This window comes from Bacteroides sp. RCH18, assembly GCF_058231005.1.
Window position 1 is genome coordinate 2215716 of the sequence record NZ_JBIPTC010000001.1, and the last position, 11848, is coordinate 2227563.

Consider the following 11848-nt stretch of genomic DNA (forward strand, 5'->3'; position numbering starts at 1 on the left):
CTATCTTTGAATTATTTATGTGATCAGTCCAGAACTTTCACGCGGATATTGCGGAACCATACGTCATCACCGTGATCCTGCATTCCGATAAATCCTTCGTGGTTTTCACCACCGCAATTATTCAGCAGTTCGAAAGCCAACGGCCATTTGTCCTGGCTGAACTTGCTGGCCTGCAAAAGGTCAGTCCATTGTTTGGTCCACAAGTGATATTCGAGTACATTCTCGTCATTCTGTCCGTGAACAACCGTACCTTTATAAACCATGATCTTAGCCTTGTTCCATTCGCCGAAAGGTTTCGCATTCTGAGGAACTGCCGGAATCATGTCATATAAAGAAGCCGACTGACGGTTATTATCTTTCCCCAATTTAGCATCCGGATGATTGTCGTTGTCCAATACCTGATATTCAGGTGCGGAAATATAAATAGGTTCGAGCACGTCGTTGCCGTCCTTATCTTTAGAAGTCACTTCCTGAGCTAAATAGAAGATACCGGAGTTACCGCCTTTGGAAACCTTCCATTCCATTTCCAGTTCGAAGTTTTTGAATTTGTGGGCAAAGATCAGGTCTCCGCCATCACCATCCTGTGCTTCACCGCCACCGGAACCGTTAAACTTGATGCAACCGTCTTCGATAGTCCATTTGGAAGGAACTCTGTCCTTGCCATAACCACGCCATCCATTAAATGTTTTGCCGTCAAAGATAGTGATGTAACCATCCGCATCTACCGGTAATTGCAAGCTATCCATCTCTGCTGCTTTTAATGATTTTGAATATGATACTGCTACTTCGTTTGCCGATTGCTCTTCCTGAGCACTCCCTGCTTTCTTCTGACCGCTGCAGGAAACTAAAACTCCCGCTGCAAGACAACAAGCTAATGGATAAAATACTTTCTTCATAATAATAACTATTTAATTTTTAATCTTTAATTCTTAACTTACTTTTATCGTGTTATCGTGGCATATCGGGCAACTTCCATCCTTCACGATAATTATGTTTCACCAGTTCGGCTGCGAATTGTTTCGCGTTGATCGGATCTGTCCAGGTCTTGTTGAATGACGGGTGACCATCATGAATCGTAAATCCGTCCTTAATGCAGGTTCTGAGTGTTTCGTTATCACCGATATTAGTGAAGCACATATTAGCGCCGTCCCATTCCAATGTCTTGTTCAAACCTTGCAGACGGATAGCCAATACACCCATTACCACCATTTCATTCATCGGTCCCGATTCGGAGAAATCCGCTTTCGGCATCACGCGGTTGGATTTGTCTTCCTTACAAGCGCGTACCCAGTCCATTTCATGAGAACACTTGACGCGACGGCATACTTTCGGTGCATTGGGCACACGACCTGACAACAAGAAAGGTTGTTCTCCGTAGCAACCGCAAATCAATGTATCTTTTGTTCCGTGGAAAATAGTCAGACCACCACCGGGGCCCATCAGTTGTTTTCCTTCCGGGAAACCTTTCGGACGTTCCGGCATCATACCGCCGTCATACCAGTGTACCTCAACTTCCGGCAAGGCAACTTTCGGCATATTGTCGCGAGCGGGGAAAATCATCTTCACGTGTTGGGCCTGAGGAGCGCAGGCACTCAGTAATAAAGTAGAAGAACCTTCCACCTTGGTAGGATAACCCAGTTTCAGAGCTCTGAACGGCTGATGCAGAATATGGCAGGCCATATCTCCCAGTGCACCTGTACCGTAATCCCACCATCCACGCCAGTTCCAGGGATGATAAACGTTGTTGTACGGGTTCAATTTGGCAGGTCCGGTGAAAAGATCCCAGTTCAATGTGTTGGGGATGCGGTCTGCCTTTTCGGGTGCATTCAGTCCTTGCGGCCAGATAGGACGGTCGGTGGCGCATTCCACTTTGGTTACTTCACCGATTTCTCCATTCCAGATCCATTCGCAAACCAGGTCGGTACCTTCGCCTGATGCTCCCTGATTACCCATTTGAGTGACTACTCCGGTAGAGGCGGCGAGCTTGGTCAGCAAACGGGATTCGTAAACGGAGTGGGTCAACGGTTTCTGGCAATATACGTGCTTGCCCATTGTCATGGCGTCTGCCGTGATAATAGCATGAGTATGGTCAGCGGTAGCAATGATTACGCCGTCAATGGATTTGCCCATTTCATCGTACATCTTGCGGTAATCCCAGTATTTCTTCGCATTCGGGAATTCATCGAATACGCCTTTGGCATATTTCCAGTCTACGTCACAAAGGGCTACGATGTTCTCGGTGCCCTTCACGTTGTTGATGTTGGCATGCCCCATACCGCCGATACCTACGGCTGCGAGGTTCAGTTTGTCGGTTGGGGAAACGTGCCCGTGGCTCATACCTAAAATAGAGCTGGGAGCAATGGTGATTCCTGCTAAAGCAGCAGCCCCCGTTTTAAGAAATTTTCTTCTTGAAAAGTCTGACATGGTTTTATTATTTTAAGGAGTTAGTTATTTGTGGTGGATTACTATGCAGCAACCCATATCCATTTTTCATGTTTTTTCTGCGTTCGCGTATTTGTTCAAGAGTCTGTAAATTACCGATAGCCGGCAAGTCATTCATACGAGCATCCTGCAGGAATTTCCACGCATACTCGGATGCAATAGTCGAGTCATACATTAAAGGCAAACGAGGGTTTCGCTTACCGGTCAATATGGAATCGGCGAACAAATCGCACAGCACGTCAATATTCTTACCACCAAAAGGTTTTTCCACACGAAGTGTCTGATGTACTCCGTGTAAATCGACGACAGCTGTTTTGAAATCATGCGTCATACGCACGATACCTTCCGTACCTATAATATCTACATAAGAATTGTGCGTCTGATCTTTCGATAATTGTCCATAGACAAAACCCTGGGTTATATCAAAGACTACGCCATTTTGAAAAGTTCCGTGACATTGTACCCACCAGGGATCTTTATAATTCCACATGTTCACGCCTTGTGCATTCCATGTTCTATATTCACTTTCGGCATACCAGCGAACGATGTCAACATAATGCATTCCACAATCATGGAAAGCGGGGCCTTCATATTCATGTCCTTCACCCGGTGCCAGTCCCGGAGTCATGTGGCAAATACGGATAATGGCTAACTCACCTATTTCTCCCTTCTGGATATATTCCTTCATCAGATTATGATACCAGGAATTTCGCAGATATAAGTTTACCGTAGAAAGTACATTGGAGTTTTCTATCATATCCACCACCTTCCACTCCTTTTCCATCGTATCTGCAACAGGTTTTTCCGCGATGATATGTTTTCCGTACCGAATAGCCTTTTCTATTTGTTCGAGCCTTGAGTCTGCCAATGTGAAGAGCCCGACAACCTGTACACTCTCGTCTTCAAAGATTTTTTGATCATTCTCTACTACAAGAGATTCAGGAGATATTTTTTTAGCAAGTTCGCGCGTGGTAGGATCTGTATCGCAAATATAGGCAATCTCCCATCGCCCGCTTTTCCGCATCGCCTCCCAATAGAATCTTCCCATTCTACCGAAACCGATTATTCCTACTTTTATTTTTGTGTCAAGTGAAAATTGTGCATCCATAAAAAATTGCGAATTTAAGTACAAACAACATAAAAGGTATCAATTTTCATCTGTAGGCAGATTGTTCGAAAACTGATATCGCAAAACTAGCCAAATAAATAACGCTTTATTTAGTCTACACAATTTTATGTAGATTACAGAAACCTGCTTAAGTCTATAAATCAATAAATTATCTATATTTCAGGATATAAAAAATGTAGATCGTTTGGAAAGTACTTTCTTTGCAGAATGGCACAAATTCGTTTATATTGGTCAGATTTTCATAATTTCATTTTCAAATTCATCCCGGTCCACCGCAGCCTTGTTTCGCATTTTAGTACGATAATTATAAACAGTACTTGTGGAGCAACGAAGGAAGTTGGCAATCTTTCCGCTATCCGTAATGCCCAAACGTAACAACGCATAGATACGAAGTTCCCTGTTCAACAAAGCGTCCTGCTTTAGAATAATCTTCTCATCATCTTTCAGCAAAGCATTGAAATCTGAAACAAAAGTCGGATATAAATTCAAAAAGACTCTGTCGAAGCGGGTATACAGAGCATCAAGTTCATCATCAATCAATGCAGAAGATTTCAGCTTTTTAATCAGTTCCTCATAGCACTTATTAATGGCTATTTTATACAGCATATTCTGATACTTCTCCATTTTATGAATATAACTGAAGCACACATCGAAAAACTGAGCGATATAATGCTCCTTTATATTATTAATCTCGCACAGCTCATCATTCTTACCATTCAACTCACTATTCATGCTGTTCAGTTTGTCATTCAGTCTCAAAAGTTCCTCATTACTTTGTGCCAGCGCCCGTTTCATCCGCAACGTTTTTTTCATCTGAACATAAATAAACACGACCAACACGATTAAAAGAAAAAGAGAAACGCTGGTTGAGATAAGAAAAGTAATCAGATTCGATTTAGACCTAGCTTCTTCCGTCTGATAGGCCGTATTAATGATAGAATAGAATTTATAGATTTCCATTGCCCGGAAATGAATGCCGGAGGAAACGACATCATCAATAGCCGACTGAGTAAATTTGAAAGCATCCGCTAAATTATTTTCCTCATATTGTATCAGTGCAAGTGCCTGCAGGGAGGCTGTTTCGCGTGTGGCATTCTGAATATCAGCAATGGCGGACATCATAAGATATTTCTTCGCATCATCCTCTCTTTTCAAATAGCGGCTCAGCATGGCATACGAATGAGTAATCATCGCATAGTTAGGAGTGCCTACCTCCTCAGCATTCAGCAACTCATCCAAAATCTTGATCGCCTTTGTTGAATCGCGTCCTGCATAAGAATAAGCCCGTGACAATTTATAGTCAAAGGAAGTATGATCCATAAGAGCATACAGTGAATCCTGATAAGCTTCCCGTTTTTTTCCGTACTGATTATTGGTAGCAGAAATCGAATAATACTCCCAAAAACGAGCATATGTATCATAATAAGTAGCTAATAATGAACGAGGAAGTTCTGATGGCTTCATTTTTTCAAGAAGTAATTCTGCATCTCTATATCTGCCGCACATGGAATATACAAGGCTGAGTTGCAAAGAAGACTGGTATTTCAAATAGTTTCTATTTAACTGACGAGCGATTTCAAGGTTCCGGTCGACATAATGGATGGCAGAGTCAATATTAAACTTCTTATACTCATTGTATAATTGGAGATTCACCTTATATTCCCGATCGGGAGTCAGTCCAGAGTCCTTCAGTAAACATTTAATCCGGGCGATTCGCTGCTCTTTCTTCTGGACGAAGAGAGGCTTCGCATCTATCATTTTATGCAGAGAGTCAGCCAGTATTTTCAATTCGTTATTTGCATAAAGAGCATTGCCAATTCCCAGAGCAACCAGGAACAGCAAAACGATTCTCTTCAGATAACAACGGTTGAATTTCATATTATTAGCAAAGATGATAAAAAAAAGCGATTTATCCATCAGAACAAATCGCTTTTTTAATATATGAAGTAAATTTGCTCTTATTCAGCAACTACTTCGAAAGGAATTTCTACAGAAACTTCCTTATGAAGTTTAACGATAGCTTTGTAGTTACCAACTTCTTTCACAGTGTCTTTTACAACGATGATCTTTCTGTCAACTTCGTGACCCAGTTTTGCCAATGCTTCAGCAATCTGGATATTGCTAACAGAACCGAAGATAGTACCTGTTGAACTAACTTTTGTTGCAATAGTCAAAGAAACGCCTTCCAACTTAGCAGCCAATGCTTCAGCATCCTTCTTGATTTTCTCAAGTTTGTGAGCACGTTGTTTCAAGTCTTCAGCCAACATTTTCTTTGCAGAAGGAGAAGCGATGATAGCTTTTCCAGTCGGGATCAGATAATTACGACCGTATCCGGATTTCACGTTTACGATATCGTTCTTATAACCCAAGTTTACGATGTCTTCTTTCAATATAATTTCCATACTTTTCCTCCTTCTTATTTCATCATGTCAGTTACATAAGGCAACAATGCCAAGTGACGAGCTCTCTTCACAGCCTGTGCGATACGACGTTGGAACTTCAAAGAAGTACCAGTGATACGACGTGGAAGAATCTTTCCTTGTTCGTTCAAGAATTTCTTCAAGAATTCAGGATCTTTGTAGTCGATATAACGGATACCGCTCTTTTTGAAACGACAGTATTTTTTCTTCTTAACGTCTACTGAGGGCGGAGTTAAATATCTGATTTCTGATTGAGTCTGTTGTGCCATGATTAATCCTCCTTTTTGTTTGATTTAACACTTCTTCTTTTAGCAGCATATTCCGCAGCATACTTGTCCATTTTGAAAGTCAAGAAGCGGATAACGCGTTCATCACGACGGAAGTTAAGTTCCAACTTGTCAATGACAGTAGGATCTGCATTGAACTCAACCAATTGATAAAAACCTGTTGACTTCTTCTGAATTGGATAAGCCAATTTCTTCAGTCCCCAGTTTTCTTCATTGATAATCTCAGCACCTTCAGCTTGAAGAATACCTTTGAATTTTTCTACCGCTTCCTTCATCTGAACATCAGACAAAACGGGAGTTAAAATGAAAACGGTTTCGTATTGATTCATACTCGTTTAATTAAATAAATAATTTATTTTATTTTAAAATGCGGGTGCAAAGTTAGGCATTTTATTTTGAACTACAAATATTTAATCTTTTTTTGTATCCTAATGTAGGAATTATCCGGGAAGTGGCTTACCTTTGCAAAGTTGTTTAAACAATAATTTCATGATAGAGCAATTTAATTTCGATATCCGGCTTATATTCGCCATCCTAAATGGTAAGGTTTCCGCAGCAATCAACCGGAAGCTATATCGCAATTTCCGTCAGAACGGTTTGGAAATCAGCCCTGAGCAATGGACGGTTCTTATTTTTCTATGGGAAAAAGACGGCGTTACACAACAAGAGTTGTGCAATGCAACTTTTAAAGACAAACCCAGCATGACCCGTCTCATAGATAACATGGAACGGCAGCATCTTGTAGTACGTATTTCCGACAAAAAAGATCGTCGCACCAATCTGATCCACCTGACAAAAGACGGAAAAGAACTGGAAGAGAAGGCACGCATCATTGCGGGGCAGACACTGAAGGAAGCTCTGCATGGCATCACTCTCGAAGAACTGAGCATCGGGCAAGAGGTCTTAAAAAAGGTATTCTACAATACCAAAGACTAAACAGATAAACAATCGTTTAATTCATAAAATCCACTAAATCTGTCTTTATAATGGATTTTTCACCTAAATTATTTCGCCCGTTAAAGAATTATGCTTTAATTTGTGACTGGAATATTATAATCTATTAAAATACACACGCATGAAAGGCTTATTAAAGAATTTGGGATTGATATTAATCTTGATCGGAGTGGTCATCCTGTTGGCTTGTTCCTTTACCGGCAATGTAAACAACAACGCGGTTTTGGGCAGTTCAGTATTTCTCGTAGTACTGGGACTCATTTCTTATATTGTCATTAATAAGAAGATCGCTGATTAATTTATTAGAAATCAAATCGAGTAGGAGGAAAACGAAGTAGAAGTTTTCCTCCTACTTTCGTTTTCCGACCTCTCACACCACCGTACGTGCCGTTCGGCATACGGCGGTTCTCTTAACTGCGATGCAATTGGGTATAAAGAATTATCATTGACGGATAACCCGCCATTACAAGCTTATCTGTTGTGATTGCTCTATGCAATATCCAACTATCCGCAATGCGCCAATAGCCTTTACGGGTATTCGCCCATTCCCAAGATTTCCGACGAGGGATGCCACACTTCTGCAAGCTGGCAAAACGTGTACGTACCCGCTTCCAACTCTTCCATATATACATTCTAAGACGACGATTGTACCACTTCGCTGTTTTGATTATAAAATCTTTCATATCGGCATAACGATAGTATGTCAGCCAACCTCGGATGTATTGCGTCAGGTGGAGTTTCAGCCAAGCGTAGCCTTGACCACTACTACGGCTGGTCAGGTGCTTGATGGTGCGTTTGAACTTGGATTGACTTTTCTTATGAAGATTAAGACCACATTTACGGTCGGCTCTTCAGTAGAAGGAGTGTCCAAGATACTTCTTGCCGCAGATGGAACCGACTTCTGTCTTCTCTTTGTTTACTTTCAAGAATAACTTCTTTTCTATAAACTCGGAAATACTATCACGGACTCGCTCCGTTGCCCGAAGACTATGGACAAGGATCAGACAATCATCGGCATAGCGGACAAACGGGTGCCCCCTGCGTTCCAATTCCTGGTCCAACTCATTAAGAAGAATATTGCTCAATATAGGACTCAATGGACCACCTTGGGGGACGCCCTCGGCAGTCTCCGCGTATTTGTGAGATACTACAACTCCTGCATTAAGGTATTTGTGTATCAAAGATATTACACTGCCGTCCTTGACGGTTCGGGATAAGACCTCTATCAGTTTGCTGTGGTTAACACGGTCAAAGAACTTTTCCAAATCCAAACCGATACAGTAGCGATAACCTTGGTCTGCATATTCCTGCACCTTATGCAGTGCATCGTGAGCACTACGATGAGGGCGGAAGCCGAAGCTGTTGTCACTGAACTGAGGTTCGTAAAGCGGTATCAACACTTGGCTGATTGCCTGCTGAACAAAGCGGTCTACCACTGTCGGGATACCTAATGGGCGAGTTTTACCGTTGTCTTTCGGAATTTCTAACCTGCGCACAGGGGACGGACGATACTTCCCCCTGCGTATCTTTTCCAACAATTCGTCTTTATGGAGGGTAAGGTATGGCAACAGTTCGCTCGTCTCCATCTTATCGACACCTCCCACTCCTCCATTCCTTACGACTTGGCGGTATGCCGCATTCAAGTTCGATGGACTTAGAAGGAGTTCCAACAGATTGTTTTCTTCCAATTGCACTTCCACAAGCTGCTCATCTTTTATCTCCATAAAAGTCTGCACTCCCACATACTCGTCGGATGCTGTCCTATCCATTTGTGGGCAGTTCGTTTTACTGATTTTCCGCATTGACTCTTTCATAAAGTATTAAATGGTACTTGTTTGATTAAAAGTTCAGTCCTTCACCGACTGCCGATTTTTTTACCTTGTCGGTTACTATGACCTCTGCTGACTTCTCACGGTTCGTTATTACTGCTTGACTGTATTTATTTATTTTTCCTCGCCCGTGAGACCTCCCCAGTTATGGACATATTCTTTCCATCTTATGTCTGCTTGATTTACTTCGGATGTTCCGGACAACTATAGGACTTCGTTTTGTTTAGCAAACTTATCCACATCCTTAAGCCTTAATATCAAGTTTCTGTACGTCAGACCAGATATTTGCCGCAGGCTTCCTTCAGATTCCACCTCACGATGGACACCCTTGCCGTTGGCTATATACTTCCCGTTGTCAGGGCGCTTTAGGGACTTACACCCGTTAGAATATGTTCGTGCTGGGCGAACTAAAAAATCCCGGGAACGAATGTTTCCGGGATTTTTTATTTGTGGTTATCGGAGTACTCATTAAGATTCAACTTCCGGTGTGATCAGCTTATAGCCTTTTCCGTGAATATTGATAATCTCGATAGAGTCATCTTCTTTCAGGTGCTTACGCAACTTCGTAATATACACATCCATACTACGGGCATTGAAGTAGTTATCATCAATCCAGATAGTCTTCAGAGCAAAGTCACGTTGCAGAATTTCATTAGCGTGCGCACAAAGCAGTCCGAGAAGTTCAGATTCTTTGGTAGTCAGCTTCGTCTGCTTGCCTTCTGTAGCCAGAATTTGTTTCTGAGTATCGAAAGTAAACTTACCGATCTTGTAGATATTGCTTTCTTTGTTCTTCTTTCCACGAACACGTCTCAAGATAGCTTCAATTCTGAAAGTCAACTCTTCCATACTGAATGGTTTCGTGATATAATCATCTGCACCAATCTTAAATCCTTCCAGGATATCTTCTTTCAGCGTTTTTGCAGTCAGGAAGATGATAGGTATCTCAGCATTCGCAGCACGGACATCCTGTGCCAACGTAAAGCCATCCTTTTTAGGCATCATAACGTCAAACACGCACAAGTCATATTTATTCTTCAAGAAAGCCTTATAACCGGCTTCTCCATCAGGATATAACTCAGCAGAATAACCTTTTGCCTGTAAATATTCTCTTAAAAGCATGCCAAGATTTTCGTCATCCTCGCATAATAAAATACGCAGTTTCTCGTCCATATCAATTATTTTTTAATAAAGGTAATGCAATAATAAATTTAGTTCCTACGTTCAGGTCGCTTTCTGCTCTAATGGTTCCCTTATGATCGGTAATAATTTTCTTCACATAAGCCAGCCCCAGTCCAAAGCCCTTCACATCGTGCAGATTACCCGTATGCACACGATAGAACTTTTCAAATATCTTTTTCAGGTTTTCCTTTTTGATACCGATACCGTTATCCTGTATCGAAATCATCAGTTTACCCGATTCATTCCACGTTTTCACTTTCAGTTCCAGATCCTCTTCCGCTTTCTTATACTTCACCGCATTATCCATCAGATTGAAGATCACATTGGTAAGATGCATTTCATCTGCAAATATAACAGGATCGGCTGCCTCAAGGTTCGATGTTATCTTACCATTATATCGTTCCACTTTCAGTGCAAAGGTATTGATCACTCCCGAAATCAGTTCATTCGCATCAATCTCCTTCATCTTCAGTGTTGCCTTCTGCCGGTCGAACATTGACATCTGCAGCACCTTTTCCACTTGAAAGCGCAAGCGCTTGGTCTCATCATTTATGACTCCCGATATATGCTGGAACATTTGCGGTGATTTTGCTACCGCGGGGTCCTTCAACATCTGCGCTGCCAGCGAGATAGTTGATATCGGCGTCTTGAACTCATGCGTCATGTTATTGACAAAGTCATTCTTCATTTCCGTCAACTTCTTCTGACGGAATACGATATAAATCGTAAAGATGAATGTCACCAACAACACCAACGTAAATATCAGTGACGGAATCATGAAACTGATCGAATCAAAAATATAGTCCTTCTTTCCCGGGAAATGCACTTTCAGAATACTCATCTTTGCAGGGGGGTCGTTTTTAAACAATGCCTGCTGATAGGATTCTTCACTTCCTTTTGCTTCATAATCTGCACAACGGTATACTTCACGTCCATCCTTGTCAATCACTGCAAAATGATAAGGCAAGTCTATACCATTATTGTATAAGTTCGATTTCAGATAATCGTCAAGGTCCCTGAACCGTACTCTATCACCAATCGACTTGTCACTCGCACGTCTAATCATGTCCAACACTACTTCATCCAACAGTGCCCGCTGATACATATAGCGATTCTTGATAGCTTCCAACATCGAATTAGAAGTCTGAGGAATCGTGTTTCGTCCACGTACCATCGCTTTAGGAAGTTCAGACGGTTTGATCTTCATCACCCTCAATTCAAAGTCAGAAATAATCTTGCCATCCCGTGACTTCACTTGAAATCGCTGTGTCCCCCGAACTACATTATTCTGCCCTAATGAAGTATTGTTTTCAGTCAGCGCTTTTCTTTCAGCATCCGAAATATCCTCAACCAACCAGCGCATAGTTTCTGCATATTCTACATCCTTGGAAACCTGATCCAGACTGTTGCGCACAGCCGAATCAAATTGCTCCTTCCGGGTTTTCATCATTTCCTCTATATAACTGACCTGCAAATACAACAGACTAAGGAAAGAAAGCCCCATTACAATACTTAATATCCAAATTGTTGACTTCTTCATAGCAACAAAATTAACACTCCCTAATTAACACTCCTAATGCATTAACTTGATTTAACCGGAAGTTCCCG

General features: G+C 41.7%; 11 protein-coding genes and 1 pseudogene. 2 read left to right on the forward strand and 10 right to left on the reverse strand.

Annotated elements, in window-relative coordinates; genetic code table 11:
- Positions 1-23 precede the first annotated feature (23 nt).
- The 7 genes from ACHLI0_RS08845 to rpsF form a co-directional block, all read right to left on the reverse strand.
- A complete protein-coding gene (locus ACHLI0_RS08845; protein ID WP_008763946.1) occupies positions 24-896 on the reverse strand; it encodes a 3-keto-disaccharide hydrolase in 873 nt (290 codons plus the stop codon).
- 52 nt (positions 897-948) lie between these two features.
- Positions 949-2424: a glycoside 3-dehydrogenase gene (locus ACHLI0_RS08850; RefSeq protein WP_016268292.1), complete on the reverse strand. Its 1476-nt coding sequence runs from the start codon at positions 2422-2424 to the stop codon at positions 949-951.
- A gap of 7 nt (positions 2425-2431) precedes the next feature.
- Positions 2432-3550: a disaccharide 3-dehydrogenase gene (locus ACHLI0_RS08855; RefSeq protein WP_008763948.1), complete on the reverse strand. Its 1119-nt coding sequence runs from the start codon at positions 3548-3550 to the stop codon at positions 2432-2434.
- 252 nt (positions 3551-3802) lie between these two features.
- The gene (gene susR, locus ACHLI0_RS08860; RefSeq protein ID WP_234120421.1) at positions 3803-5449 is read right to left on the reverse strand and encodes a SusR family glycan utilization regulator; all 1647 of its coding nucleotides are present in this window, start codon (positions 5447-5449) and stop codon (positions 3803-3805) included.
- Positions 5450-5529: 80 nt separating this feature from the next.
- Positions 5530-5973: a 50S ribosomal protein L9 gene (gene rplI, locus ACHLI0_RS08865; protein ID WP_234120413.1), complete on the reverse strand. Its 444-nt coding sequence runs from the start codon at positions 5971-5973 to the stop codon at positions 5530-5532.
- 14 nt (positions 5974-5987) lie between these two features.
- A complete protein-coding gene (gene rpsR, locus ACHLI0_RS08870; protein ID WP_008759740.1) occupies positions 5988-6260 on the reverse strand; it encodes a 30S ribosomal protein S18 in 273 nt (90 codons plus the stop codon).
- Between the two features lie 2 nt (positions 6261-6262).
- Complete coding sequence (rpsF, locus tag ACHLI0_RS08875) at positions 6263-6607, reverse strand: 30S ribosomal protein S6 (RefSeq protein WP_008759739.1); 345 nt, start codon at positions 6605-6607, stop codon at positions 6263-6265.
- Between the two features lie 160 nt (positions 6608-6767).
- Between rpsF and ACHLI0_RS08880 the strand changes: the two genes are divergently transcribed.
- Together ACHLI0_RS08880 and ACHLI0_RS08885 are read left to right on the forward strand one after the other, a co-directional pair.
- Positions 6768-7214, forward strand: coding sequence for a MarR family winged helix-turn-helix transcriptional regulator (locus ACHLI0_RS08880; protein ID WP_008759738.1), 447 nt, complete (start codon positions 6768-6770; stop codon positions 7212-7214).
- A gap of 139 nt (positions 7215-7353) precedes the next feature.
- Positions 7354-7530: a hypothetical protein gene (locus tag ACHLI0_RS08885; RefSeq protein WP_008759737.1), complete on the forward strand. Its 177-nt coding sequence runs from the start codon at positions 7354-7356 to the stop codon at positions 7528-7530.
- A gap of 72 nt (positions 7531-7602) precedes the next feature.
- Here the strand turns inward: ACHLI0_RS08885 and ltrA are convergent.
- The 3 genes and pseudogenes from ltrA to ACHLI0_RS08900 form a co-directional block, all read right to left on the reverse strand.
- Positions 7603-9046 (reverse strand): annotated as a pseudogene (gene ltrA, locus ACHLI0_RS08890) (group II intron reverse transcriptase/maturase).
- Between the two features lie 483 nt (positions 9047-9529).
- Positions 9530-10231: a response regulator transcription factor RprY gene (gene rprY / locus ACHLI0_RS08895; protein WP_005678712.1), complete on the reverse strand. Its 702-nt coding sequence runs from the start codon at positions 10229-10231 to the stop codon at positions 9530-9532.
- 1 nt (position 10232) lies between these two features.
- Positions 10233-11780 (reverse strand): sensor histidine kinase, encoded by a 1548-nt coding sequence (locus tag ACHLI0_RS08900; RefSeq protein WP_008759736.1) that lies wholly within the window; start codon positions 11778-11780, stop codon positions 10233-10235.
- Between the last annotated feature and the right edge of the window lie 68 nt (positions 11781-11848).

Coding starts and splice junctions, on each gene's coding strand:
- susR (WP_234120421.1), bottom strand. CDS start 5,449: ATGAAATTCAACCGTTGTTATCTGAAGAGAATCGTTTTGCTGTTCCTG.
- ACHLI0_RS08880 (WP_008759738.1), top strand. CDS start 6,768: ATGATAGAGCAATTTAATTTCGATATCCGGCTTATATTCGCCATCCTA.
- ACHLI0_RS08850 (WP_016268292.1), bottom strand. CDS start 2,424: ATGTCAGACTTTTCAAGAAGAAAATTTCTTAAAACGGGGGCTGCTGCT.
- ACHLI0_RS08900 (WP_008759736.1), bottom strand. CDS start 11,780: ATGAAGAAGTCAACAATTTGGATATTAAGTATTGTAATGGGGCTTTCT.
- ACHLI0_RS08855 (WP_008763948.1), bottom strand. CDS start 3,550: ATGGATGCACAATTTTCACTTGACACAAAAATAAAAGTAGGAATAATC.
- rpsR (WP_008759740.1), bottom strand. CDS start 6,260: ATGGCACAACAGACTCAATCAGAAATCAGATATTTAACTCCGCCCTCA.
- rplI (WP_234120413.1), bottom strand. CDS start 5,973: ATGGAAATTATATTGAAAGAAGACATCGTAAACTTGGGTTATAAGAAC.
- ACHLI0_RS08885 (WP_008759737.1), top strand. CDS start 7,354: ATGAAAGGCTTATTAAAGAATTTGGGATTGATATTAATCTTGATCGGA.
- rprY (WP_005678712.1), bottom strand. CDS start 10,231: ATGGACGAGAAACTGCGTATTTTATTATGCGAGGATGACGAAAATCTT.
- rpsF (WP_008759739.1), bottom strand. CDS start 6,607: ATGAATCAATACGAAACCGTTTTCATTTTAACTCCCGTTTTGTCTGAT.
- ACHLI0_RS08845 (WP_008763946.1), bottom strand. CDS start 896: ATGAAGAAAGTATTTTATCCATTAGCTTGTTGTCTTGCAGCGGGAGTT.